Below are 25,995 nucleotides of genomic sequence, written 5' to 3'. Positions count from 1 at the left end.
CTGTAGGAGCCGGCTTGCTGGCGATGCGGTGGTGGCCGTTATGCCGCCATCGCTGCGATGCGGCGACCCGACAAGCCGCTCCTACAGGGGATCGAATACAGCCGTGAGAGATTGGTCGACCTTGAGGCCGTCTTCGCTGGCAAGCCAGCTCCTACAGTGGATCGGGTACGGCCGTGGAAGATGGGTCGGCTGCCAGGCCGCCTTCAGCGACGACCCGAGAAGCCAGAGCATTAGTAAGGACGTTTCGCCGGCCCGGACTTGTTCAGCACCGTGCCGATCAGGTTGGCCCTGCCCAGGTGATGCAGGCTTTCCTCGATCTCTTTCTTGGTGTTCATGCCATTGGCGACCACCAGCAGCACGCAGTCGAACTTGGGCAGGATGGTAATCACATCGTCCGAACTGAGCACCGGCGGCAAGTCGAAGATCACGACGCGAGAGCTGTAGCGATCGCGCAAATCCATGATCAATTCCCCCACCGCCGGCGACGACAGCACCTCGGTGGACAGCGGGACCGGTTCGCGTGTTGGCAGGACCACAAAACGCGGCAAGGTCGGATTGACCAGGACCTCCTGCAGTTCCGCTTCGTTGGTCAGCAATTCATTGAGCGATTTTTCCATCGGCAGCCCCAGGTAGTTACCCACCTTGGGACAACGCAAATCGAAATCCACCAGCAGCGCTGTCTTGGTCGTGTGGTGCGCGATACTCATGGCAAGGTTGATCGCCAACACCGACTTGCCCGCCTCCGGAGTCGGCGAGGTGATGGCGAGCGTGCGCCAGCCATTTTCCTCCATGGCCTTGAGGACCTGGGTACGCAGCAGGTCGAACGCCCAGCCCATGTTCGAATTCTTGTTGTAGGCGACAATGCGATGGCGCTCCAGGTGCTCTGCCCGCAGCGGTACAACCCTGGTTTGCACGTAACTGAGCGCATTGACCGGTGCAGGCTGCCCGGATGATGAGATCACCAGGCCTGACGAAGGCGATTGTTCGCCCTTACCCAGAGGTGGCTTAATAATTTCCATCGCAATATTCCTTATTCAAACCGCGCCAGAGCTTTGAACATCAGCAGATCCAGTGGCATGTAGAGGAAGTGCAGGAGCACCAGGGAGACCACGATCGACACGACGCCACAGAGCACCAGTATCGTTCGCCACTGTTTGCGACGATCCAGTTCCGCCTGGGTATGAATATAGGGAATGGCAACCAGTACGCGCCTGCCCAGTACACTGGTCAGCGCGTCGACACCACGTACCCGCTGGCTCAGCATCTCGAGCAGCATCACCAGTGCACCCGCCCCTACCGGCGCGAGCACAAAGCCCAGGGCCACGACTTTCTTGCGGTTCGGCCGCACTGGTTTTTCCGGCATCAGCGGCGCCTCGAGCAGCACAAAACGCTCGGCCTTGTTTTCCTGCTCGAGGCTTTCGGTAATCTTCGCACTCATCTCCTTGGTGCGAATTTCCTCGTATTTCTTGCGGGCGTTTTCATGGTCGCGCATCAGCGTGACCAGGCCGCGCTCCACTTGCGGCGCCTCGAGAATCTGGCTCTCCAGGGTCGCGATCTTGTTGAGCAGTTCCTGCTTCTGCGAAGCCAGCGAGCGCATGCGCTGTTCCGAGCCGGCGATGCGCGCCTGCACCCTGGCCACGTCCAGGCTGACCGGGGTGACGGAACTGCCGCGGCCCTGGGTTGCCTGCATGGCGGCAATCTTGCGTTTGACCGCCCGTACATCCGGGTGGGCATCCGTATACATCGCCTGCAACCGGGCGTACTCGGCCTTGAGGCTGGCCAGGTCCTGCACGGGTTCAGCCACCGCACCCGCCGTAGCCGCCCTGGTCGCCAGACCGGCATGGGCCGCCGACAGTTCCAGGTCCTGGAAGCGCAACTCTTCGTTGGCCGCCTTGTAGTCGCGGTCGATATCCTTGAGTTCGAGTTCGGAGCGCGACAACATGTTCATGCGCAGCTCCTGATGCTCGGGCAGCGCGTTGCCGTGGGCCTGCTTGAAGTCCGCCAGCTTGTTCTCCAGCACTTCCAGCTCGGTGCGCAGCTTGTTCGCTTCCTGGGTCAGGAACTCGGTGGTTTCACTGGCGCGCTCGGTGCGCTGCTTGATGTTCTCGTTGAGGAACAGCGTCACCAGTTCCTTGGCCACTTCGTTGGCCACTTCCGGCTCCCGGTGCTCGAAGGCCAGGCGAAAGGCAATCGTCACTTCGCCTCGCCCCTTGACCGCCGCACTGACCAGGGCGACGGAAATCGCATTGCGCATCTCTTCGATCTTTTCGGTCAGGGTCAGTCGCCGGCTGCCCGTTTCGAAAAGATTGTACTTGTTGATGATCGCCTCCAGATGCTCGCGGGTCATCACGCGCTGGCGGATGACCTCGATGCGCTCGTCAGCAAAGGTATTGTTGTTCCCCGCCACCAGGTCCGGTGATATCTGCTGCGACTCGACCAGGATAGTCCCGGACGACTGATAGATCGGTGGCATGGACGTCGCCACCAATACACTCGCCCCGATTATCACGGCCACAGTCACAATCAACAGCACGGCCCGGTGTTTGATTACTGCAATGTAGTCGTTGACCGACATTTCGTATTCAGAGGACATAAATACCACGCTGCTGAAGGTCAGAAGTCGGGGTGACTATAGATCAAGGTCATCCCTATGATGTTGGCATCGGCGTTTGGCAAGCCGTCTCGCTCGCGCTCTTTGTAGGTGAAGGATAGGCGTGCAAGCCAAAAAGGCGAGAGTTCGCGACTCACATAGGCGCCGTATGTGCGAAAGGTACTGGGCGCATCCCCTTTGGTTTCCTGCCAGGAGCCATCAACACCGACACGACTGGTCTCGTCGAGCAGATAACTCACATTACCCCGTAGCTCATCGGATTCGACCAGGCCGTCCTCGCCGTTGGCGATCGTGCTACGACTGGCTTCGACGAAGGACTCGAAACGCTCACCGGTGTAACGCAGGTTCACGCCACCCTGGCCCGTGGGGCCACTGTCGCTGTCGGAAACCTTGTTGACGCCGCCGTACACCGATCCCGTGAACCGCTCCGAGATCTGGTAGTTCACGCCGACCACCGGGGTGTAGCTGTTCGAGGAGCCAAGGGTAGTCTCGTCCTTGGGCTCATAGCGCGTCGCTTCGAAACGGGTGAACAGTTCGGTCCGCTCATTCCATTGATAAAGCCAGCTGAAACGGTTGGTCAGCTCATCGTAGTTGGTAAGCGAATCGGTGTCGTATTCGACATGGGTGAGGTCGATTTCGTTGACCAGGGTACTGCGCTCGGTCACCGCACTTCGCCAGTTACCGCCGATGTTCGAGAGCTTCTGCGTGCCGTCGGTCGAGTCTGTTACACCGGTCTGCTGGACTTCCGTGGAAAGCGTCGAACTCTCGATGTATCGCGCCGTGAGTCCATAGCTACCCTTTTCGGTCTCACGCTGCCAGCCAAACGACAGCCTCGGATCTTCTCGATTGGACACGACGTCGGTGTCGGACGAGCGCTCGACATTGACACCCAGGCCAAACTTCCACTGATCCCGATCAAAATTACCCACCAGCGTGTAATCGGGGGCAATGATCGTTCGAGTCACCGCTTTCTCGTCACTCGTCAAGAGCAATGGATTGCTGTCGTGCTCGACTGTCATGGGCAGCGCAACTTCCGACTGCCAGGTGCCGGCGTAGGTCATGCCGGAACATGGCAAAGTCAATATTGCCATCACCACTCCGGTTGTTTGCAATGAACGCAAGTTAATCCTTAATGCATCGCGCAATGTCAGGGAACGACCAGCGTATCGCCGGCCTTAAGTTCGTAGTTAGTGGACATGTCACTCCCGGAAATGAGAGCGCTGTAATCAACGGGCATTACTTTCTGGATTTTCCCTTCGCGCCGCAAGAGCTTGATTTCGTCCTTGTCCGCAAACTTGTCGAGGGGCCCGGTTTCACCCAATAGTTGCAGGACATCGGTATCACCGGCCAACTGCACCTTGCCAGGCTTGAGTACTTTGCCCTGGACATAGACGACATTGCCCTTGGCCTCGGTGACAACAACGCTGACCACCGGATCGGGATAATATTTGGTGAGTTTGTCAGTGATTATCTTTTCAGCTTGAGACGTATCAAGCCCTTTGACCTTGACCGGCCCTGCCAGCTTCAAAGTGATGTAGCCATTGGGCAGCACATCGACGCGCTCTAATTTCTCCACTGGCTCGCCCCAGATGGACACTTCAACCTTATCTCCAGAATTCAGGAGATAGGGGCTGTCTTCGGCGGCACGGGCCACGCTGGGCACAATAGCCAGCGCACACAGTGCAGGTAACAGTAAACGCAGCATCTGAATTCCTCCGCCTGGTTAGCACATCTAATGAGGATCAACCGTAACAATCAGCGTCCTCTTTAAAGCTGTAACACCTGGAAAAACCTGTCTCGTAAAACTGGCACCTAGATCTTGCGCCGGTTGGCAACAACGATGAATCCCAATAGTGCGGAAGAGAATAACCATACAACCGCAGATACCGGCAGTGCATTGGGTTGAGTGTCGTGGAACGCCGATTCTCCGGTCAGTCCCTTGTCCTGGACTGGATCGATCGCGAATGCCTGCGTGGCAACTTTCGCCATTAAACCGTCGCACGCTGAAGTATTGACGGAAGCATTTGCTCCAGACTTGGATCCAGAATCAGCGCTCGCAAGTTGAGCACTTTGGGTATCTGGCGAAGAGCCACCAAGGTCTGTGCCAAGGCTGGCAGTGGCAGCAGTGGCAGCCCCTGTCGAAGCCACGGCGGCTTGAGCCCGTGCCCCTTCGCAAGCACTGCTTATGCGACTAATTTCATTGGGCAAATTGGCCGCGTGGGCAATGGAAGCGGCTACTCCATTCAGAGTCGCAAATAACACCATCAACTTAATGAAAACTGTCGTCCGCATATAACCGCCTCCCTGCGCTGAGGGTTTGCAATTGGTCGGTTGAAGAAATCTGAATCAGGCTAAATGGAGCCTATAAGCAGATAGCCAGTACGTCAATAGCACGTCACAATAATAAATAGAAATATAAAACGCCGCCGAATAACGTCAAAAAAACGCCGCAATGGATCCAAGCAACGTGCCAGAGACAGCAAGTGATTCTGTGCGCAGCAGCCTCGCAAAAAAACGCTGTCAAACGCACGACGTTCACTTAAATGAATGCAATGAAGATGCCGTCGAGTGATACGTTGATCGCTTCGTATGGAACAAGCGACGCCCTCGCGTTAAAACAGGCGCGCGCCTGCAGCCACGTACAGTTGGCGGTAGGAATCCACCAGTTGCTCAAGGGTAAAGGCGCGATTTCGCCCACTGGGATTGGGCAGGACCCAGACCGCGGCATTGCCAAAGGTTTTCGGCTGCGGCCCCCAGGCAAAGTCGCGCTGGGCGGACAAGGCGCAGTACGCCGCCTTGCCGAGAAATGCCACGAAACGTGGCGCAAACCTGCTTATCTTTTGTTCGAAGGCCGCCGCGGCCGCGACAAATTCATCGGTCGACAGCTGATCCGCCCGCGCCGTCGGTCGCTCGACCACCGCGGTCAAACCACAGCGATATTCGAGGATGGACCTGTCTCGTTCCGGTAACAGTTGCTGTGACGTAAAACCGGCGAGGTACAGGGTGCGCCAGAAGCGATTGCCGCGCCCGGCAAAATGGTGCCCCTGGGCCGCGGCCGTCAAGCCGGGGTTGATGCCACAAAACACCACGTCCAGTTGCTGCGCCAATATATCGTCGAGCCCCTCACCCACCGCAGATCACATCGACCGCATTAGATGCGAGCGCCGTCAGTTCTGCCCGGGACTTGCCCGCCCGCGCACGGATCGAAATGCTGTGCAGCAGCGATGAAGCCAGTACGGCCAGCGCCCCTGCATCGACATCGCTGTTCAATTCGCCGGCTTCAATGGCGGTGCGCAGGCGCGCCTCCAGGTCGGCATCCAGCCTGCCCAGGCGATCGCCCAGCACCTCACGGATCTGCGAGTCCTCGACGGCCTCGGTCGTTGCCGTGCCAATCGCGAAACAGCCGCGTGGCTGGCCCTCGCCCGAGAAGTAGATCGACAGCTGCCCCTCATAGAAACGCATCAGTGCCTGGCGCAAGGTCAGTGCGCTGTCACTCAGCGCGGCCTGCATGTCGGCGGCGGCAAATTCCCAGTACTGCTCGAGCGCCTTGATGTAGAGGGAATGCTTGTCACCGAAGGCCGCATAGAGGCTGGGGCGATTCATTCCGGCCGCCGTGGCGATGCTGTCCAGGGAGGCGCCGGAATAGCCGGTGCTCCAGAACACACCAAGGGCTTGTTGCAGCGCTGTCTGCGGGTCATACGCGCGGGGCCGGCCGCGGCCTTTGCCCTCTGCCACTTTATTTTGTGCCATATCGTACAAAATCCTTGCAGGAAGGTGGATGAGGGGATATTTTTACACCATCGCACAAAAATAAGGAACCACGAATTCCTTGATCCATGTTTGTTCAAGCGAAGTGCTGTTTCGCCTCGACCCCAAGCCTCTGCAGATCACGATCGAGCGTGCCCAGGCGCAATTGAGTGTGGCGCTGCGGCGCATCGATGGGCTCAAGGCCATCTGCCGTCAACAGCAGGTTGAACGGCAATCGGCCAAGGAGTCGGCGGACTTCGACCAGAAGGGATTTTGCCCGCAAGAAAACCTTGGTCGCCACCGAGTTCGGTCCCGGGCCATTCATGAGCGCGGGCCGGCCTCAAGGCACGCACCCTGGTACGGGTATTGCCGCAATTTCATTTTGAAGAGTTGAATCTGTTTGCGATCTACCCTTCACGAAAATTCGTCGATGCAAAAATAAAAACCTGGGTGGAGTTTCTCAAGGACTACCTGCCCGGGTTGCTGGCTGCCGATGACAAAATTGCCCGCTCTTCAAAAAAAACCAAAAACCTCTGAGGATAGAGTGTCGACCCAACCGGGTTGGTTCATTCGGTAGAGACGATGCTAGGGGTTTAGCCCGGCGCCAAACAGCGCAGCGCCGGACAAACACTGTTAACAAAATGAGGGGGAATGCCCCAACGATGGCGCGCCTTAAGCCTGTGCAGAAGCCAACGAAGCCACACGCACCCCACTCGATTCCGATTCACGGCGCTCAATTCCCGGCAAAACCTCTGCCGCAGGCGTCCACGCCGGCACACTCGGCATCTCCTTGCGCAAGCTGTGAATCAGGGTGTACGACATCACCAGCAGCAACATGGCGATCGGCAATCCGGCGGCGATACTCGCCATCTGAATGGCCTTGAGTCCCCCGGCGAGCAGCAGGCCCGCCGCAATCGCCCCTTCCAGAATGCACCACAGCAACCGGATCCAGTTGGGCGGATTGGTGCTGCCCAGGGCACACAAGGTGCACAACACCTGGGTTCCGGCATCTGCCGTGGTGACAAAGTGCACACCCAGCAACACGCACACCAGTATCGAGAGAACGGCGCCAACAGTAGGGCCATCCAGTGACTGGACCAGCGTGAACATCGCCGCCGTGGTTTCTTTCTTGGTGGCAAGCAGCACCGTGCCGCCTTCGAACTTCGGTTGCTCCTGACCCACAACCTGGCTGGCAACGGAAGCCTGATAAGCCTGGCGATCCTGCTGTTCGTTTTTCAGCGCAGCACCACCGAACACCGACATCCACAGGATGGTCACCATGGTCGGTACCACCAGCGCCCCGATCACCAGCTCACGGATGGTCCGGCCTTTGGAAATCCGCGCAATGAACAGGCCGACAAAAGGACCCCAGGTCATCCACCATGGCCAGTAGAACGCCGTCCACCAGTTTTGCCATTCGCTGTCTTTCTGCGCGTCCATCCAGAAGCTGAGGCCGACGATGTTTTGTACATAGTCGCCGGTGGATTCGAACATCAAGTTGAGGATGTAGCGAGTTGGCCCGATAGCCAGTACCGCCAACATCAAAATAAATGACAGGTACATATTAAGCGTGGAAATACGCTTCATACCCTTTGACAGCCCGGCAAGTAGCGAAATGCAGGCAATAATACTCACAACCAGAATGATCGATAACTGCAACCCGATACTGACCGGAATACCGAATACCTGATGCAGCCCGGTATTGATCTGCGCAACGCCCAGACCGAGGGACTGCGAAACACCAAAGGCCGTAATGACGACACCCATGATATCGACAACATGGCCGATCCAGCCGTAGATACGGTCGCCAATCAGCGGGTAAAGCAGCGAACGCAGGGCCAGCGGCAAGCCTTTGCGGTAGGCAAAGTAGGCCAGGCTCAGGCCGATCATGGAGAAGATCGCCCATGGGTGCAGGCCCCAGTGGAACAGGGTGATGCGCATCGCCAGGGTGGCCGACTCGTCCGTCAGGCCCTTGGAAAACGGGTTGTCGGCATAGTGCAGCATGGGTTCGGCCACGGACCAGAAAATCAGGCCGATGCCCATGCCCGCACTGAACAGCATGGCAATCCATGAAGCGAAACTGAACTCGGGCCGATCGTGCTCGGTGCCCAGTTTGAGATTGCCGAAACGGCTGACGGAGATATACAGCAGCAAACCGAGTACGCCACTGATCAGGGCGATGTAATACCACTTAAAGTTATGCAGGATAAACACCGAAGCCATTTCAAAGGCCTTGGCTGCCTGCTCGTCTTTAAATGCACAAAACAGAACAAATGAGATCACCGCCAATATCGAAGCGACTGTCACATTCGGATTCAAGCCTTTTAACACGCCTGATTGCGCACGCATTGTTTTCCCCTTTTGTTTTTGTTTAAGGGTTTTAGAGAGTATTCCGCAAGATACTGACCCCTTGATATCGAATGACATCAGGGCGCTGTATATCTTCAGATTAATTCCGGTCTAACTCGGTTTTGGCAGCATCGCCAAGATGATTGAAACCTGACCATCGTTCAAACCATTTTTAATCACCGACTCATGAGTAAAACGCATCAATAAATCCGGCTCGCCCTCCTCCACTTAACGCCCGTCGACGCACTCACCCACAGGGTCAGCCACCGAAACCAGGTTAGAGCTGGCAATCCCGTTTGGCGTCACCGGATGATGCAGTGGCGCATCCTTTTGCAGGTGCTTACCCGTGACTTTCGCCTGGCCTACGCACAGTGCGAGCAACGCGGCGCTGCCGGCATAGAAAAAGTAGAAGCTTGAGGTGCCGAAGAACTCCATCAGCACACCCGCAATCAGCGGGCCGATGCAGGCGCCGACACCAAAGGTGATCAACAACATGCCCGACAGCGAAACGCGCAGTTGCGGCTCCATGTTGTCGTTGGCCAACGCCACGCCCAACGGGTAGAGGCAGAACTGCAGGAAGCCGATCGCCGAGCCGAACCACAGCAGAGTCACGAATGCAGGCGCTTGATTGAAGCCCAGCGGCAGGCTGATGAGCACCAGCAAGACCGCCACCGCGCGGATCAGACTTGCCCGAGGCAGACGATCCGAGAGCCAGCCCAACGGCAACTGCGCCAACAGCCCGGCACCGATGGTCAACGCCATGAGCTGGCCGACCTGTGCTGTTTCCAGTCCCTGTTTGCTGGCATAGATCGCCGCCAGCCCGTAGAAGCTTCCATTGATCATGCCGGACACCAGAATCGTCACCAGGGATTGCGGAATGCGCCGCACAAACAATCGCAGGTCGATCGAAGCCGCGGGCACCGCCGTCGGATGGGCGCTGCGAGTGAGCGCCACCGGCACCGAGCACAGCGCAAACACCATCGCCACACCCAACAGCGCACGGATTCCCAACCCCTCGTCGAGACTCAAGGCCAACTGACCAAGCATCATGCCGACGTAGCTGGCGACCATGTACAGCGCCAGCACGCTGCCGCGCTGCTCGGTCCGGGCCTGGTCGTTGAGCCAGCTTTCCAGCACCATCAGCTGGCACATCATGGCCAGCCCGACCAGCCCCCGCAGCACCAGCCAGAATGGCAGGGACGTGCTGAACTCATGCGCCAGAACCGCTGCCGCAATCAGTCCGGCACAGGCCGCATAGGTTCGAATATGCCCGACCTGTGCGATCAGGCTGCGCCCGACCCAGCCACCCAGCACCATCCCCAGGGCATTGGCGGCCATCAACGCACCACCTGCCGTTTCACTCGCCCCCATCGCATTGAGGCGCAGTGCCAGATAGGTCATCAGCAAAGTCGATCCCAGCTGCATCAACAGGCTGGCCAGATAAAGAGCACCGAAGGTTTTTGTCAGTCTTATCACCGTGCGATCCCCGAGAATTGCGCTTCAAGCCAAGCCGTGTATTTGCTTCCAGTTGCCGGGGTGAACCACATACCCGAACAACGCATGCCCGCCATAAACCAGTTCGGTGCCTTCGGGAATCCACAGCAACTGCCCGGGCGTGACCTCAAAAAGCTCGTCACCAACGCGCAATTCGAAGCAACCCTCGATCACGAAAATCACCTCGTCGTACAGCACCGTCCAGGCCACTTGCGCACCTTCCCAGCGGGCAAAACCCACGCCGATGTTCGGCGAGATTTCGTTGCTGAGGGCTCGCGCCACGTACGCGGCGCCTGGCGGGCCGCCGCGAAAGGTGAAGTCCAGGTCCTGATGGTCGATGCGCAGCACCCGGCGGTTGCCGTTATCCGCCTGGCTCATAGCTCACTCCGGCTGTTCCAGGCCGCCAGGCGAATGCGCGAGCGAACGCCCAGGCCGAGAAAAGGCTCCGGTGGGTTGAGCGAGGGCATGCCGGTCACCGCGCGGATATCGTTGAGCTGTACCGAATCGGCACCCACCGCCAGATCGGCCAGCATCGTCCCGGAGATGGTGCCCCAGGCCGCGCCGACGCCGTTGTCGCACGCCGATGCGTAGACACCGTTTTCCAGTTCGCCAAAAAAGTTGGTGAAGTTGCGCGAGATGGCGTAGACGCCGCCCCAGGTATGGCTGAAAGGCACCCCGGCCAGTTGCGGGAAACGCGCCAGGAAAGCCTTGCGGTGCGAGTCCTGTATTTTCGAACGCATGGCATCGCTGGTGCTGCGGCCGTATTTGGGCACGTGCTTGTAGGTGTTGCGGATGATCAGGCGGCGGTCCTGGGTCATGCGCACCGTCGTGCCGGCGTGATCCGCCGGGGTCAGTCCCCAGTCCAGTTGGCCGCCATAGGTGGCCAGTTCCGCATCGGTCAACGGGCGGGTCCAGCTGGCAAAGGTCATGACCGGCAACAGGCGATTGCGCAGATAGCCGAACTCCTGGGTGAAGATACTCGTGCCCAGGAGCAGCTGCGGGGTACGGATCTGCCCTGCCGTGCCGTGCAGGATCCAGCCGCCACGGCCGTCGCGCTCCAGGCGCTGGATCGGTGATTCTTCCAGCAACTCGACATTGGCCGGCAAGGTCCGGGCCAGCCCCGTGACCAGCGCCGCCGGTTGCATCAGGTAGCAGCCGGGGGTGTAGATCGCGCCACTGTAATGACCGGTGCCCAGCACCTTGGCCAGCTCGGCGCTATCGGCCCGGCGGAACGGTTCGCCAAGGTCGCTCATCAGGCGTTCGAAATGCTCCAGGTAGGCCAGGCCACGTTCGCCGACGGCGCCCTGGTACTTGCCGGCATGGGACCATTGGCAATCGATCCCACGGGTTTGCACCAGGCCTTGCAACTGCGCAATCGCGGCGCGGTTGAGCGACAGCAACCGCTGTTTGTGCGCGGGGTCCGGATGCTCCAGCGCGAACTTGTGCGGCAGGTCGATCACAAAGCCCGAGTTGCGCCCGGAAGCCCCATGGGCGACCCGTTGCGCATCCACCAACAGGATACGGGCTTGCGGATGATGTTCGGCCAGGCGACGGGCCGCGGCCAGGCCGGCAAAGCCTGCGCCGATCACGGCGTAGTCGGCACGCTGTTCGCCGGACAGGCGCTTGCAGGCCGGTTGTTCGGGCAGCGCTGCATACCAGCCGCAACTCGCATCGTCATAAGGCAGGTTGATCGTGTTTTTCATGGGTCTGGCCTCAGGCGACAGCCTGCTGGGTGTGCTGACAGGATTGCAGCAATGCGCTGCGTTGCGTTTGCGCTTGGCGACCGAGCAGGACAAAGCCGTTGAGCTGGTCCTGGGCGTCATAAAAACCGGCGCACAAGCCATCCTCGGTCGGCGTGCAGCGCCATTCGCCTTCGCAAGCGATGGCAGGCGCCAACAGGCACAGCGGCGCGGCCGGAGTCTTGACCGTGACGGGCATCAAGGGGTAGTCGACGGCGGTCGGTTGGCCGAGCAGGGTTTTGCTCAGCGCCTGGATGCCCTGGTTGATCGGCGCCAGGTAAGGCAGCAGCTGCCCGCCAATCTCGATGCAGTCACCCAGGGCGTAGATGCCCGGCACAGAGGTTTGCAGCTGCGCATTCACTTGAATGCCTCGTCCAACCGCCACGCCGGCACTTTCGGCCAGGCTCAGGTCGGGGCGCAGACCGACGGCGGACAACACCAGGTCGGCCTCCAGGGTGCGACCATCGGCGAGTGTCAGGCGATAGCCCTGCTCGCTGGCGTCGATGGCGTGCAGCGTGTTCTGCAGATGCCAGGTCACTCCCAGTTCACCCAGCGCGTGCTGCAACATCTGCCCGGCGTCGACTGGCAACAGGCGCTCCATCGGCCAGCGGCCCAGACCGATGACATCGACGTCAAAACCGTTGTGGGCCAGGTCGTTGGCAAACTCGCAGCCGATCAGGCCGTCCCCGAGGATGGCGACACGTCGCACGCCGCCCAGGCGTTCACGGAAGCCGTGATAGTCCTGCAGATTATTGACGCTGATCAGCGCTGAAGTATCGCCCTGGATCGGCAAGCGGATCGGTTGCGCACCGCTGGCGAGGACCAACTGGCCGTACTCCATGTCACCGAAGCTGGTGCGCAGGCGCCGCGCCGAACTGTCGATGCCCAGTACCTTGCAGTGCGGATAGACACGCAGGTTCAGACGCTGCTCGATGGCCAGCGGCGATTCGCCGGACAAAGCCTCGGCGCTTTTGCCTTGGGACAGCCCGATCGAGAGCGCGGGTTTGGAGTACAGGTGACCGGACTCCTGGGTCAGCACGCGGATCTCGACCTTGGGGTCAGCCTTGCGCAACGCCTGGGCCAGGCCGTAACCGGCATAACCGCTGCCGATGATGACGATCGGCTGACGCGGCGACGGTGCGGCGACAGGCAGCGGCGGCGCGCTGAGCGGCACGCTGGCGACAGCGGCCGCCTGGGTGTACTCACTGATATCGAGCATCTCGAAATCGGCCTTGCCCACGTGGCATTCGGGGCACATCCAGTCTTCGGGGACATCTTCCCAACGGGTGCCGGCGGCGATGCCGTCCTGGGGCCAGCCCAGGGCCTCGTCGTAGATCAGGCCACACACGATGCAAAGCCAGGTCTTGAACATACTATTCACTCCCCCGCCACCCGGATGGCTACGTTCTTGGTGCGCACGTAGCTGTACAAGGCTTCCTGGCCCTTTTCCCGACCAAAGCCCGACAGACCGACGCCGCCAAACGGTGTTTCAATGCCGCCGGCATACCATTCGTTGACGAACACCTGGCCGGATTTCAAGCGGCGGGTGCAGCGCATCGCGCGGCTGATGTCCTGGGTGAACACCCCGGCCACCAGGCCGAATTCAGTGCCGTTGGCGATGGCAATCGCCTCGTCTTCGGTGTCGAACGGCATGATGGCCAATACCGGCCCGAACACCTCTTCCTGGGCAATGCACATCTGCGGGGTCACGTCGCGGAACACGGTCGGGCGCATGAAATGCCCGGCCCGATCAGCGAAGGCTTCACCACCGGTGACCGCTATCGCGCCGTCTTCCACTGCGCGACGGCACAAGTCTTCGATGCCCGCCAGTTGCCCGGCGCTGACCACGGGAGTGAGGTCGGCATCGTCCTGACCCAGGCCGACGCTGAGCCCCTGGGTCATGGCGACGACGGCCTCGACCACCTCCTCATAAATCTCGCGCTGCACCAGCAGCCGCGACATCGCCGAACAGACCTGGCCGGCATTGAAGAAGATGCCCGACTGGACGCTGGCCAGCAGCTGCTCGCGGTCCGCATCGGCGAAGGCGATCGCCGCGGACTTGCCGCCCAGTTCCATCACGCTGGGAATCGCATGCTGGGCGGCATCGCGCAGGATCGACTGGCCGGTCGGTACGGAACCGGTGAACACGATCTGATCGACAGCGCGATGGCTGACCAGATACGCACCGACTTCGCGACCGCGGCCGCAAATCAGGTTGACCGCGCCGTCGGGCAAGCCGGCCTTGGCAATGGCGCGGATCAGCACGCACACGCCCAGCGGTGAAAGCTCGGGGGACTTGATAACCACCGCATTGCCCGCCGCCAGGGCCGGGGCCAGCGAACGGGCGCAGATCGACACCGGGAAATTCCACGGCACGATCTGGGCCGAAACGCCCATCGGGTCGTACAGGGTAAAGTCCATGTAGCCATTGCCCAGCGGGATCGACGTGCCCTCGATCTTGTCGGCCATGCCGGCGTAATACTCGAAGTAGCGCGCCGCCTCGATGAACTCGTCCCGGGCATCGCAAAGACGCTTGCCGTTTTCCTGGCACAGCACCCAGGCGCCCTCATCGGCCACAGCGCGAATTTCCTCGGCAATGCGCAGCAGCCAGGTGACCCGCTGCGCAGGACGCGCACGGGTCAGCTCAGCGCTGTCGGCACAGCGGCGGGCAGCCAGCAACGCCTGCTCGGCATCGGCAACACTGGCCTGGGCAATGGTCGCAACCGGCTCGGCCGTTCCCGGGTTGTGCACCGCCAGATGCTGGTCGCTGTCGCGCCATTGACCGTCGATGTAATTGAGCCAGTGGGAGGCTATCGGATACATGGGACCTCCTCAGGCAGACGGTGTGGTGGCGAGCAGCTGACGCGCGGCCCACTGGTGGAAGAAGTGCGTCGGGATGTCCATTTCCGGAGAGAACGCCCCGCCCTTGTAGCCTGGGGAATGACGGCCTTTCTGCATGCCTTCGACCGAGCTGATGTCCTCGGCGAACACCACTTTCCAGGACTCAAGGATCGCCTCGCGGCAAGCGCTGAACTCATCGCTGCCGGCCGCGTCGTCGCCCACATAGAACAGGCGCAGGTGTTCGATGGTGCGTCCCGGCGAGACCGGCTCCAGCTGCATGGCGAAGGCATGGTCGGCCTGGATGCCGAGCAGCACGTTGGGGAAGAATGCGACATATTCGGCGTTGCGCAGGCGATCCAGCGGCCAGGCCGGGAATTTCGGCAGATGCGTGCCGGCAACGTCCGACAGGTTGTAGGCGTAGCTGCCCTGGCCGGCGAAATGCTGGTCAAAAATGATGTTGTAGTGGTCTTCCAGGCGCGAGTACGAGTTCAGGCTCGGGTGCACCCACGGCAGGTGGTAGGCTTCGCAGTAGTTTTCCACGGCCAGCTTCCAGTTGCAGTTGATGTCCAGCGTGGTGGCGTCATGTCCCGGACGACGGCGCAGCAGGCTCATGCCATCCTCGCCGAGAAACTGCGTCCAGCGTGTGGTCAAGGGCGCCAGCATGTCTTCGAGCGGTTGTGCGTCGCCGGAGAGGTTGATGAACACCATGTCCATCCAGATCGCGCTGCGGATCGCTTTCAAGCCATGTTTTTCACAGGCGAAGCGATCGTCCTTGTGCTGGTCGATGCCGCCGACATGGGGAGTGCCGCGCAGCCCGCCATTGAGGTCGTAGGTCCAGGAATGGTAAGGGCAACGAATGACGCCCTGCACCTCACCGGCCTCCTCCACCAGCTTCATGCCGCGGTGGCTGCAAACGTTATGGAACACCTGCACCAGGCCTTCGCGGTTGCGCATCAGCAGCAAAGGCAAGCCCATGAAATCGACAGGTTTGACCGAACCGGCCTTGCCCAGATCACTCGCGAAACCGACACAGGCCCAGGTTTTACCCATGACCTGATCGCGCTCAAGCTCGAAGTAGCGTTGCTCGGTATAGAACTCGTTGCCGAGGCCGGTCGCTTCGTGGATCGGATTGAGGACGGTTTCAAGCTGATGCACAGGAATTTGCTGGATGCTGCTCATTATTGTTTTCCCCTGCTGGGCACGGTATTGGAAGGTCGGCAGGCGCATTGGCCAAGGTCCGCTGGCAGCCAGTTTGGGAAAACAGGGGGTGTCACGACAAACGATATTTGCGGCGCGACTCATGACTTTTTGTCATAAATATACGCATGCGAAAGTGGCCGCTCGGCATTAAAAATACCGAGGGCTCGAGATATGAGACTTAGAGTGATTCAGTGGGTCTGAATGACAGCCATGGCAACTTCGTTACTCGTCGTCCTGCGGCGCTGGAAGTTGATTCATCAGCCAGGTGCGAAAGCGTTTTACACTTTGCCGCATGCCAGAACGCGTCAAGGGTTCCAGCAAACAGAACTGGGCGTCTGTGCGTAACACGGTGTCGAGCGGTCGTACCAGGGCACCCTTGTGCAGGTGATCATCGACCAGATTCGACCAGGCCAGCGCAATACCCTGTCCGCCGATAGCCGACTGGATCAGCATCGAGTAGCTATTGATATTGATCCGGCGCTTGGGCTCGACGTTTTTCAAGCCCAGGCTGCGGAACCATTCGGGCCAGCCGATCCAGTCCCGCTGCGGGTCGTCGAGGAACAGCCAGGTGCAGGCTGCCAGGTCCTCAGGCTTGCTCAGGTCTGGATGCTTGGCCAGGTAAGCGGGGCTGCACACCGGGAAGACCTCTTCGGAAAACAACGGCGTGACCTGCATGTCCCTGGGCGGCGTCCGGCAGTAATACAGGGCCAGGTCACAATCCAGGCGAGAGAAATCCTTGACCTGGTCATGGGCGATGATCCGCAGGTCGATCTCTTCGTTTTCCCGTTGGAATTCACTCACTTTAGGCAACAGCCAAAGTGAAGCCATCGCGGTACTGGTGGCGACCGTCACTTGCCCGGCGCCCTGCCAATGGCGAATTTCACCCGTGGCCTGGGCCACCTGCAGCAATGACGCACGGACCGTTTCATAATATTGGCTGGCTGCCGGGGTCAGGTGAATCGTGCGGGTGGTGCGTTCGAACAGAACCTTGCCCAAATAGTCTTCAAGCAGTCGAACCTGTCGACTGATTGCCCCTTGGGTGACGTTCAATTCCTGCGCAGCCAGGGTAAAACTCAAATGCCGCGCTGCCGCTTCAAACGCGACCAGGCTGTTGAGTGGCGGTAAAGGGTGGATTTTCATACAAGGCAGGTCACGTCGTTATTATGTTTTATCGCGGCAGTCTAGCCCCTGCCGTAGCGGGTGGACAGCGGCATCGATAGCTCGCTGCCGGATGCTTCAGACGCAGACCTGGATTGGGTAAATAGCCATTATTGCAGGCGCTGGCGATGCTCTTCCCTGAACTGTCGCCAGGACCTTTTTCAAATCAAACGAGATTGACCGTGACGTTGATGTTGTTGCGGGTGGCTTTGGAGTACGGGCAGTACTTGTGGCCGGTATCCACGAGTTTTTGCGCGGTTTCGCGATCCAGGCCCGGCAGGCTCACATTCAGCCGTGCCTGCAGCAGGTAGCCGCCTTCATTGGTGCCCAGGTCGACTTCGGTGTCGACGGCAACGTCCTTGGGCAGTGCAACTTTCAGTTCCTTGGCGGCGACACCCATCGCGCCAATGAAACAGGCTGACCAACCGGCGGCGAACAGTTGCTCCGGGTTGGTGCCGCCGCCACCGGCGCCAGGCGACGATAGCTTGATATCGAGAATGCCGTCGGAACTGCGCGATGCGCCATCCCGGCCGCCGGTGGTGTGGGTTTTTGCGGTGTACAGGACTTTGTCGAGCTGGGTCATGATGATCTCCTGATTGAATTGAGGTTCATGCAATGTCAGGTGAATCGGCCTTCCGGCTGGGTGCCAGGCATTCAATATAGACGGCGTTGCCCGACCCGGCGCCCGATCCGACAAAGGCCATAAAATCAAAAGATCGCAGCCTGCGGCAGCTCCTACAGGCCACGGTATTGTAGAAGCTGCCGCAGGCTGCGATCTCTTGATCTTACTTACGCGCCAACTTGTACTTCAAACAATCATCATAAAAACTCTGCCGAACCGCCGCCGGTTTGATCCGCGTCGGGCTGTCGTAAGTTTGTTCGGTAATGCCCATTGCCATCATCCGCATCCACGACTTGGCGAACTTGTACGACTGGATTTTTTGCCGCGCCGCATACAGCGAAACCCCGGACAACTTGAGTTCCTGGGCTCTTGCCGCGGTGCCCGCGCCCCAACTGCACATATAAGTATCACCGGGCTTCAGTTCCTTGGCCTGGGCAGAAACCGTAAGACCCGCGACGCCGAAAGAGATCAGCACGACCCAGACATTGCGCATTTGCATTCCACCTAACCGCCTGAAAATGAAGCGATTCTGGCGACAAGCGGAGAACATGGGGGCCAGCATAATGCCTTCTGTGCAATTCCTTGACCTGCATCAGTAAACGAAAGTCATTTTCTTGCGACATTTCAAAACTTTGCTATAGCTAAGCTCTCTCCGCCAACTAAAGAGGCAACGGAATGTCAGTCGCAAAGAAAATGAGTGTGGGGCAACTGACGATGTTGACCGCAGTCAACATGTTGGGCTCAGGGATCATTCTACTTCCCTCTAAACTCGCGGAAGTCGGGGGAATTTCGATACTTTCCTGGCTGATCACTGCCACCGGTTCACTGGCATTGGCCTATGCCTTTGCACGATGCGGGATGCTCAGCCGAAAAACGGGGGGCATGGGCGGATACGCCGAGTACACCTTCGGCAAGGCCGGTAACTACATCACCAACTACACCTATGGCCTCTCGCTGTTGATTGCCAACGTGGCGATCAGCATTACCGCGGTCGGCTATATCCAGGAGCTTTTCCACATTCAACTGGATTCGCTGCAAGTGGGCCTGGCGACCATTGCGCTGCTGTGGATCACCACGTTCGCCAACTTTGGCGGTGCGCGGATTACCGGCCGGATTGGCGCAGTCACCGTCTGGGGCGTGATTGCGCCGGTGGTGCTGGTGTCCACCGTGGGCTGGTTCTGGTTCGACAGCAGCGTGTACGCCGCTGGCTGGAACCCGCACAACATGGGCTGGCTCGACGCCGCGGGGGCCTCGGTAGCGATCACCTTGTGGGCCTTCCTCGGCCTGGAATCGGCGTGCGCCAACACCGATGCGGTGGAGAACCCCGAAAAGAACGTACCGATCGCGGTTCTCGGCGGCACCCTCGGCGCGGCGGTGATCTACATCGTGTCCACCAACGTCATCGCCGGCATCGTCGACAACCCGGAACTGGCCGCCTCTACCGCTCCGTTCGGCCTGGTCTTCGCCAAGATGTTCACCCCCCTGGTGGGCGACATCGTGATGGCCGCGATGGTGCTGGCCTGCATCGGCTCGCTGCTGGGCTGGCAGTTCACCATTGCCCAGGTCTACAAAAGCTCGGCGGACACCGGTTACTTCCTGTCGATCTTCGCCAAGTCCAACAAGGCCGGAACCCCGATCGTCGGCATGCTGGTGCTGCTGGCCGCGCAAACGGCGCTGGGTTTCCTCACCATCAGCCCGGACCTCAGTAAACAGTTCGACACCCTGGTCAACCTCGCGGTGGTCACCAACCTGGTGCCCTACATCCTCTCCATGGCCGCGCTGATGACCATGCAGAAGGTGTCCAACGTACCGGCCGGCAAGGCGCTGGCCACCAACATCATTGCCTGGGTGGCCGCGGCCTACAGCTACCTGGCGCTCTACAGTTCGGGCGAGCAGGCGCTGATGCTCGGCGGCGTGGCGACCATCTTCGGCTACACGCTCTTCGGCTTCGTCAACAACCGCCTGATTCGCCTCGAAGCGCTCAACAACAGCGTGCCGACGCAAACTGTCAGCGCGCAGCACCTCACTGGCAAACCGGTGCCGGTGAACAGCCTGAATAAAGCCACTCTGGAGGTTAACGCATGACGGACTATAAACATTCACTCGGGATGCTCGCGCTATTGGTCAGCGACCCGGCGGACAAGCGCACAGTGTTTGGCCGCGCCCTGGATCAGTTGGTCAGCGACGTAGAGGGTCGTGGCGTCAGCGTACTGGCCTCGGAAAGCCTCAGCGATGCGGCGTCGATCCTGCGTTCGGACCCGGCCGTGCAATGCGTGCTGATCAGTTGGGAAATGGACACCAGCAAAGATCACGAAGACTGCATCAAATTGCTGGTCAAACTGCGCGAACGCAACACCCGCGTGCCGGTGTTCCTGATCAGCGACCGGACCACCGCGTCGAGCATTCCTTTATTGGTCATGCAACACGCCGACGACTTCATCTGGCTGCCCGAAGACACCAGCCGCTTCCTCAGCGGACGTATCATGGCGGCCATCGAGCGCTATCGCCAGGCCGCCCTGCCGCCGATGTTCGGGGCGCTGGTGAAGTTTGCCAGGTCCTACGAATATTCCTGGCACACCCCCGGTCACGCCGGTGGCACGGCGTTTCTCAAAAGCACTGCGGGCCGGGCGTTCTACGAGTTCTTCGGGGAAAACCTGCTGCGTTCCGACCTGTCGATCTCGGTCGGTGAACTGGGTTCGCTGCTCGATCACAGTGGCCCCATTGGCCAGGGCGAGCGCTACGCGGCCAAGGTGTTCGGCGCCCATCGCACCTACTACGTCACCAACGGCTCGTCGATGTCCAACCGCGTGATCCTCATGGCCAGCGTCACGCGCAACCAGATCGCCCTGTGCGACCGCAATTGCCACAAGTCCGCCGAGCACGCGATGACCCTGTCGGGGGCGCTGCCGACCTACCTGGTGCCGACGCGCAACCGCTACGGCATCATCGGCCCGATCCTCCCGCAAACCCTGAGCGCCGAAGGCGTGAAAGCGGCCATTGCCAACAACCCGATGGTCAAGGACGGCATCGACCCGACGCCGGTCCACGCGATCATCACCAACTCCACCTACGACGGCCTGACCTACAACGTCACCCGCGTCGAAGAGCTGCTGGGCCAGAGCGTCGACCGCCTGCATTTCGACGAAGCCTGGTACGGCTACGCGCGTTTCAACCCGCTGTACCGCGACCGCCACGCCATGCACGGCAGCCCGGACGATCACGATGCGTCGAAGCCGACCGTGTTCGCCACCCAGTCGACCCACAAGTTGCTGGCGGCCCTGTCCCAGGCCTCGATGATTCACGTGCGCAACGGCCGTAATCCGATCGAACACGGGCGTTTCAACGAGTCGTACATGATGCACGCCTCGACTTCGCCGAACTACGCGATCATGGCCTCCTGCGACGTCAGCTCGGCGATGATGGAAGCGCCCAGCGGGCAGATCCTCACCAGCGAATCCATCGAGGAAGCCGTGTCTTTCCGCCAGGTCATCTCGCGCATGCACCACGAGATGCTGAGCAAGGACGACTGGTTCTTCACCTGCTGGCAGCCGCCGACCGTGCAGGTGGGCAATGCCACGGTGCCGTTCCACGAAGTCGATCCTGTGTTGCTCAAAACCGAGCCGAACTGCTGGGTACTTCACCCCAACGAGGTGTGGCACGGTTTCGGTGACATCGAGGAAGGCTACTGCATGCTGGACCCGATCAAGGTCTCGGTGCTCAGCCCCGGCATGGGTGATGACGGCAATCTACTCCCGACCGGCATCCCGGCGTGCGTGCTGACCGCGTACCTGGGGCGCCAGGGCATCGTCGTCGAGAAAACCACCGACTTCACCATCCTGTTCCTGTTCTCCATCGGCATCACCAAGGGCAAGTGGGGCACCCTGGTCAACGCGCTGCTGGACTTCAAGCGCGACTATGACGACAACGTCGAACTGGAGCTGTGCCTGCCGGATCTGCTGGCCGGTAACCAGACCCGCTACGCCGGCATGGGCCTCAAGGACCTGGCTGACGAAATCTTTGCCGCCATGAAGCAACACAAGACCACCTCGGCCATGTCCCAGGCATTCGGCACGTTGCCGCAAGCAGTGTTCAGCCCGGTGGAGGCCTACGAGAAACTGGTGCGCAACGAGATCGAACTGGTCACCCTGGAACAGGCGGCCGGGCGCATCGCCGCCACCGGTATCGTGCCGTATCCGCCGGGCATTCCGTTGCTGATGCCGGGTGAGAACGCCGGGGCTGCCGACGGTCCGTTGCTGGCCTATCTCAAGGCGCTGGAAGCCTTCGACAAATCCTTCCCGGGGTTCACCCATGACACCCACGGGATTGAAGCCGAGGCCGGGGTTTATCGGATGCTGGTACTGAAGTAGACAAGCCAATGTGGGAGCTAGCCTGCTAGCGATGGAGTGTCAGTCGACATCAATGTGGATGACCCACCATCGCCAGCAGGCTAGCTCCCACAGGGGGTCTCATTCCACATCTGGATCTACGTCGGTCCAAATGCCTATGGGCAAATTCAATCACAGCGCCAACCCTGCCCGCCCGGCGCCTCCTATCTCAAGGCGCTGGAGGCTTTCGACAGGTCCTTCCCGGGGTTCACCCATGACGCCCACGGGATCGAAGCCGAGGCCGGGGTTTATCGGATGCTGGTACTGAAGTAGACAAGCCAATGTGGGAGCTAGCCTGCTAGCGATGGAGTGTCAGTCGACATCAATGTGGATGACCCACCATCGCCAGCAGGCTAGCTCCCACAGGGGGTCTCATTCCACATCTGGATCTACGTCGGTCCAAATGCCTATGGGCAAATTCAATCACAGCGCCAACCCTGCCCGCCCGGCGCCTCCTATCTCAAGGCGCTGGAGGCTTTCGACAGGTCCTTCCCGGGGTTCACCCATGACGCCCACGGGATCGAAGCCGAGGCCGGGGTTTATCGGATGCTGGTACTGAAGTAGACAAGCCAATGTGGGAGCTAGCCTGCTAGCGATGGAGTGTCAGTCGACATCAATGTGGATGACCCACCATCGCCAGCAGGCTAGCTCCCACAGGGGGTCTCATTCCACATTTGGATTAACGTCGGTCCAAATGCCTATGGGCAAATTCAATCACAGCGCTCTATGATTGAACCCCATGACCACCTCCGCTCCGATCCGCCAACCCTGCCCGCCCGGTGCCTGCGACTGCGGGCGTGACCCGCTGCTGGAAACACCCGGCGCGGACCTGCGCATCCTGTTTTTGACCCGCACCGAAGAAAAACGCCTGGTCGACCGCCTGGAAAACCTGCAAAGCCTCCAGGACCTCGAGCACCTGCAACGGCGGATGTTCGAGCAGTTGGGTATCCGCGTGGACATCGTGCCCAGCTTCAACGAAGTGCGGACCATGCGCGGCATCGGCATCCAGGTCGGTGAACTGCCGGGGCTGTGCCGCAAGACCCGCGCCTCGATCCCTGCCGCGATTCGTCGCGCCATGGAAAAACGCCCGGAAATCGCCTACGACCTGCTCAACGCCAACGACCTGTTGCGCGATACCTGACACCCCGAACAAGATCGACGGTCGTACGTGAAGTGCGCGGCGCTGCTATGCCTTCTCAAGGGAGCAAGCGTTTCAGGCCAGGCAGGATGACCCTGGCAAGGCAAACGTGACCGAGGTCCCGGCGCCAACCCGGTGCGCGCAGACACACAGGTGCCAATCCCTGGAAGGAGGTGGCAGATGTTATTCATCGTCAGCTGGAAAATCAGTACGGCCAATCGCAACAGTACGATCGAACGCTTTCTCAAGACCGGCGGCGCGCCACCAGACGGCGTCAAGATGCTCGGGCGCTGGCACGCCGTCGGCGGCGCGGCCGGTTTTGGCATTGCAGAGGCCAACGACGCGGTACCGATCCAGCAGTGGGTACTGCAATGGAGCGACCTGATGACCATGAAGGTCCAGGCGGCACTGACCGACGAACAGGTGGCGCCTCTACTGGCAGCCACTGCCGGCAGGTAATGGCATCGAGGCGGCGAGGCAATCTCGCCGCCTTGACTCGGGGAGACGGGAGCTGGCGGTTTAACTTACCCAATGACTGGATTTTTCAGCATAAATACCTACGCTCTTTCGCGAGTGATCCAAAATCCTGGGGCCGTCACGGGACTTCTTCCAGGGGATTAACGCCAGTACATCATGGTCATTTGCGCAGGTGATCCCATGCAGGTAAAAACATCCGCCCTGCCCGCCGTCACCCTGTTAGCACTGTGCTGCCAGCAGGCCCACGCCGGCGGCATCATGCTTTACGAAATCGGCACCGATAACGCAGGCCTGGCCAACGCCGGTGCCGCTGCCCGAGCCCAGGGTCCCTCGACGATCGCCAGCAATCCGGCGGGCATGAGCTATCTGCCGGGCACGCAAATCACCGGTGGTCTGCAGGTGCTTTACGGCAATCTCGAATTCAATCGCGACGGCGACACCAATGTCCCGGGCAGTGGCAGTGGTAACGCCCTCGATCCGATTCCCGGCGGCAGCTTCTTCATCACCCATGAACTGGACGACCACTGGAGCATCGGCTTTGGCCAGTACGCCGACTTTGGCCTGGCGGTCAATTACGACAACGATTGGTCCGGGCGCTACTTCTCGCAGAACGCCAGCCTCGGTGGTCTGTCTCTGGTGCCAAGCGTGGCTTACCGGTTCAACGAGCAATGGTCGGTAGGCGTCGGCGTCAAGGCCATGTACGGCATGCTGCAGGCCCAGACTGCCATCGACCGCTCGCCATTCGGCTTCACCGATCGCGGCGACGGCCAGTTCAAGTACAAGGACGAGGATTGGGGTTTTGGCGCGAACGTGGGGGTGATCTACGCCCCGCAAACCGGCACGCGAATTGGCCTGACCTACACCAGCAAGGTCGATCTGGACTTCGAAGACGGGCTGGACATCAAAGGCAATGGCCCGGCATTGGACAGGCTCAATGGCCTGAACACCCAGCTCGATCTGACGGTGCCACAAACCGTGACCCTGAGCCTTTTCCAGCAACTGGATCGGCAGTGGGCCCTGCTCGCCTCGGTCAACTGGCAGGACTGGTCGGAGTTCGGCGAGGTCGGCGTGCAGGTCGACACCACGTCCATCGATGCGCGCTCGACTACAATCGACGCCAACTACAAGGACACCTGGCAACTGGCGCTCGGCGCGCAGTACCAGGCCACGCCGCAACTGCTGTGGAACGTCGGCGTGGCATACGACAGCAGTCCCGTTTCGGACAGCGACCGCACGTTGACCGTGCCAATGGCCGAATCCTGGCGCATTGCCACAGGAGCCACCTATGCTGTGAACAAGGACACCGACGTCAACGTCAGTTGGGCCATGGTCTATCTTGGGGATATGCCGGTAGACCAGACCAAATCCACGTCGGGCAATCGAGTTTCCGGTCAGTTCGACACTGCCTGGATTTCGGCCCTGACCGGCAACATGACCTGGCGTTTCTGATAGTTAAAAAAAAAACGATTTTAACCAAGGAGTAAACAGCACTATGAACCTGACCCGCAAATTGCTTGTCGGCACTGCCCTGGCCGGGCTCATGCTCGGTGGTTGTACGTCGAAAGTCACCGAGAAGGAGCAGTACTCCGGCTACCTGTCCACCTACAACAACCTGCAGGAAGTCGAGACGCCCAGCGGCGGTACAGCGATGCGTTGGGTGAGCCCGTCATTCAACCCGAATGCCTATGACACCGTGGCCTTCACCCGTCTGGAAATGTACCCGGCGCCCAAACCCAATGAGCGGGTCAACCAGCAGACGCTGAGCGAAATCCAGAACTACATGACCAACAAGGCCAAGACCACGCTGGGGCAGAAGTACCGGGTCGTTTCCAGCCCGGCCGCCGCGCCGGCCGGTTCGAAGACCCTGGTCATGCGTGCAGCGATCACCGGGGTCAGTGCCTCTCCCGAAGGCATGCACTGGTATGAAGTGGTGCCTATCGCAGCGGTCGTGGGCGGTGTGTCCGCAGCGACCGGTATCCGCGATGAAAACACCGAATTGTATATCGAGGCCGAGTTCATCGACGCCAAGAACAATCAGTCCGTAGGCCGGGTCGTGCGCAAGGTCTTTGGCACCACGCTGGAAAATGACAAACAGAAAATCACCGCCCAGGATTTCAAGACGGCGATCGACAAGTTGGGTAGCGACTTCCAGGCGTTCATCAACAAATAACCCGCGGCCTTTGTAGGAGCTGCCGCAGGCTGCGATCTTTTGATTTTGATTTTGATTTTTAAGA

At 60.0% G+C, this 25,995-nt stretch carries 24 protein-coding genes and 4 pseudogenes; 10 read left to right on the top strand and 18 right to left on the bottom strand.

All coding sequences use genetic code 11. The features are described from left to right. Nucleotides 1-230 precede the first annotated feature (230 nt). The 7 genes from NPS56_RS24035 to NPS56_RS24005 all read right to left on the bottom strand — a co-directional run bounded on the left by NPS56_RS24035 (nt 231) and on the right by NPS56_RS24005 (nt 6,361). Entirely contained in the window at nt 231-1,019 is a 789-nt protein-coding gene (locus tag NPS56_RS24035; protein WP_274076944.1) for a CpsD/CapB family tyrosine-protein kinase, read from the bottom strand. A gap of 11 nt (nt 1,020-1,030) precedes the next feature. Beyond that, entirely contained in the window at nt 1,031-2,593 is a 1,563-nt protein-coding gene (locus tag NPS56_RS24030; RefSeq protein WP_274076943.1) for a GumC family protein, read from the bottom strand. Between the two features lie 20 nt (nt 2,594-2,613). Beyond that, the gene (locus NPS56_RS24025) at nt 2,614-3,702 is read right to left on the bottom strand and encodes a hypothetical protein (protein ID WP_274076942.1); all 1,089 of its coding nucleotides are present in this window, start codon (nt 3,700-3,702) and stop codon (nt 2,614-2,616) included. 56 nt (nt 3,703-3,758) lie between these two features. Continuing rightward, on the bottom strand, nt 3,759-4,316 hold the full coding sequence (locus NPS56_RS24020) for a polysaccharide biosynthesis/export family protein (RefSeq protein WP_274076941.1): 558 nt from the start codon (nt 4,314-4,316) through the stop codon (nt 3,759-3,761). A gap of 107 nt (nt 4,317-4,423) precedes the next feature. Then, nucleotides 4,424-4,903 carry a hypothetical protein gene (locus NPS56_RS24015; RefSeq protein WP_274076940.1) on the bottom strand — a complete coding sequence of 160 codons (480 nt, stop codon included), beginning with the start codon at nt 4,901-4,903 and terminating at the stop codon, nt 4,424-4,426. Nucleotides 4,904-5,223: 320 nt separating this feature from the next. After that, nucleotides 5,224-5,742 (bottom strand): G/U mismatch-specific DNA glycosylase, encoded by a 519-nt coding sequence (gene mug, locus NPS56_RS24010; RefSeq protein ID WP_274076939.1) that lies wholly within the window; start codon nt 5,740-5,742, stop codon nt 5,224-5,226. Further along, entirely contained in the window at nt 5,735-6,361 is a 627-nt protein-coding gene (locus tag NPS56_RS24005) for a TetR/AcrR family transcriptional regulator (RefSeq protein WP_274076938.1), read from the bottom strand. The genes mug and NPS56_RS24005 overlap by 8 nt, the downstream gene beginning before the upstream one ends. A gap of 100 nt (nt 6,362-6,461) precedes the next feature. On the opposite strand from NPS56_RS24005, the pseudogene NPS56_RS31410 reads away from it, so the two are divergent. Beyond that, nucleotides 6,462-6,666: pseudogene (locus NPS56_RS31410) on the top strand (HlyD family secretion protein); the annotation flags it as partial. 28 nt (nt 6,667-6,694) lie between these two features. Further along, nucleotides 6,695-6,895: pseudogene (locus tag NPS56_RS23995) on the top strand (LysR family transcriptional regulator); the annotation flags it as partial. 135 nt (nt 6,896-7,030) lie between these two features. On the opposite strand, the gene NPS56_RS23990 reads toward NPS56_RS23995, so the two are convergent. From NPS56_RS23990 to NPS56_RS23940, 11 genes and pseudogenes are all read right to left on the bottom strand, one after another. Then, nucleotides 7,031-8,707 carry a BCCT family transporter gene (locus NPS56_RS23990; RefSeq protein ID WP_274076936.1) on the bottom strand — a complete coding sequence of 559 codons (1,677 nt, stop codon included), beginning with the start codon at nt 8,705-8,707 and terminating at the stop codon, nt 7,031-7,033. Between the two features lie 228 nt (nt 8,708-8,935). Further along, nucleotides 8,936-10,183, bottom strand: a complete 1,248-nt coding sequence (locus NPS56_RS23985) for an MFS transporter (RefSeq protein ID WP_274076935.1) — start codon at nt 10,181-10,183, stop codon at nt 8,936-8,938. Between the two features lie 24 nt (nt 10,184-10,207). Continuing rightward, nucleotides 10,208-10,579 (bottom strand): ethanolamine utilization protein EutQ, encoded by a 372-nt coding sequence (locus NPS56_RS23980; protein ID WP_274076934.1) that lies wholly within the window; start codon nt 10,577-10,579, stop codon nt 10,208-10,210. Further along, entirely contained in the window at nt 10,576-11,904 is a 1,329-nt protein-coding gene (locus tag NPS56_RS23975; RefSeq protein WP_274076933.1) for an NAD(P)/FAD-dependent oxidoreductase, read from the bottom strand. Before NPS56_RS23975 ends, NPS56_RS23980 begins: the two co-directional genes overlap by 4 nt. A gap of 10 nt (nt 11,905-11,914) precedes the next feature. Continuing rightward, a complete protein-coding gene (locus tag NPS56_RS23970; RefSeq protein WP_274076946.1) occupies nt 11,915-13,159 on the bottom strand; it encodes an FAD-dependent oxidoreductase in 1,245 nt (414 codons plus the stop codon). After that, nucleotides 13,148-13,312: pseudogene (locus tag NPS56_RS23965) on the bottom strand (rubredoxin); the annotation flags it as partial. The pseudogene NPS56_RS23965 and the gene NPS56_RS23970, both read right to left, overlap by 12 nt. A 5-nt stretch (nt 13,313-13,317) precedes the next feature. Beyond that, nucleotides 13,318-14,763 (bottom strand): aldehyde dehydrogenase family protein, encoded by a 1,446-nt coding sequence (locus NPS56_RS23960; RefSeq protein ID WP_274076932.1) that lies wholly within the window; start codon nt 14,761-14,763, stop codon nt 13,318-13,320. A gap of 9 nt (nt 14,764-14,772) precedes the next feature. Beyond that, complete coding sequence (locus NPS56_RS23955; protein WP_274076931.1) at nt 14,773-15,960, bottom strand: aromatic ring-hydroxylating oxygenase subunit alpha; 1,188 nt, start codon at nt 15,958-15,960, stop codon at nt 14,773-14,775. A 243-nt stretch (nt 15,961-16,203) separates the two neighbouring features. Beyond that, nucleotides 16,204-17,121: a transcriptional regulator GcvA gene (gene gcvA / locus NPS56_RS23950; RefSeq protein WP_274076930.1), complete on the bottom strand. Its 918-nt coding sequence runs from the start codon at nt 17,119-17,121 to the stop codon at nt 16,204-16,206. A gap of 184 nt (nt 17,122-17,305) precedes the next feature. Then, entirely contained in the window at nt 17,306-17,722 is a 417-nt protein-coding gene (locus tag NPS56_RS23945; RefSeq protein WP_274076929.1) for an organic hydroperoxide resistance protein, read from the bottom strand. A gap of 202 nt (nt 17,723-17,924) precedes the next feature. After that, nucleotides 17,925-18,254, bottom strand: coding sequence for a hypothetical protein (locus NPS56_RS23940; protein WP_274076927.1), 330 nt, complete (start codon nt 18,252-18,254; stop codon nt 17,925-17,927). Nucleotides 18,255-18,436: 182 nt separating this feature from the next. Between NPS56_RS23940 and potE the strand changes: the two genes are divergently transcribed. The 8 genes and pseudogenes from potE (at nt 18,437) to NPS56_RS23910 (ending at nt 25,931) form a co-directional block, all read left to right on the top strand. Beyond that, entirely contained in the window at nt 18,437-19,846 is a 1,410-nt protein-coding gene (gene potE, locus NPS56_RS23935) for a putrescine-ornithine antiporter (RefSeq protein ID WP_274076926.1), read from the top strand. Next, nucleotides 19,843-22,128 carry an Orn/Lys/Arg decarboxylase N-terminal domain-containing protein gene (locus NPS56_RS23930; protein WP_274076925.1) on the top strand — a complete coding sequence of 762 codons (2,286 nt, stop codon included), beginning with the start codon at nt 19,843-19,845 and terminating at the stop codon, nt 22,126-22,128. Before potE ends, NPS56_RS23930 begins: the two co-directional genes overlap by 4 nt. A 171-nt stretch (nt 22,129-22,299) precedes the next feature. Beyond that, nucleotides 22,300-22,419, top strand: a pseudogene (locus tag NPS56_RS31405) (hypothetical protein); the annotation flags it as partial. A 108-nt stretch (nt 22,420-22,527) separates the two neighbouring features. Further along, on the top strand, nt 22,528-22,710 hold the full coding sequence (locus NPS56_RS31400; RefSeq protein ID WP_425313646.1) for a hypothetical protein: 183 nt from the start codon (nt 22,528-22,530) through the stop codon (nt 22,708-22,710). A 175-nt stretch (nt 22,711-22,885) separates the two neighbouring features. Then, complete coding sequence (locus NPS56_RS23925) at nt 22,886-23,287, top strand: hypothetical protein (protein WP_274076924.1); 402 nt, start codon at nt 22,886-22,888, stop codon at nt 23,285-23,287. Nucleotides 23,288-23,464: 177 nt separating this feature from the next. Continuing rightward, entirely contained in the window at nt 23,465-23,743 is a 279-nt protein-coding gene (locus NPS56_RS23920) for a DUF3303 domain-containing protein (RefSeq protein WP_274076923.1), read from the top strand. Between the two features lie 198 nt (nt 23,744-23,941). Next, nucleotides 23,942-25,210, top strand: a complete 1,269-nt coding sequence (locus NPS56_RS23915) for an OmpP1/FadL family transporter (protein WP_274076922.1) — start codon at nt 23,942-23,944, stop codon at nt 25,208-25,210. A gap of 43 nt (nt 25,211-25,253) precedes the next feature. Further along, the gene (locus NPS56_RS23910; RefSeq protein WP_274076921.1) at nt 25,254-25,931 is read left to right on the top strand and encodes a DUF3313 domain-containing protein; all 678 of its coding nucleotides are present in this window, start codon (nt 25,254-25,256) and stop codon (nt 25,929-25,931) included. Nucleotides 25,932-25,995: the final 64 nt, after the last annotated feature.

It is taken from the genome of Pseudomonas putida (assembly GCF_028682635.1).
GTDB lineage: Bacteria > Pseudomonadota > Gammaproteobacteria > Pseudomonadales > Pseudomonadaceae > Aquipseudomonas > Aquipseudomonas putida_AE.
The sequence above is the reverse complement of the archived record's forward strand: the minus strand, read 5'-3'. Positions and strand labels throughout refer to the sequence as shown.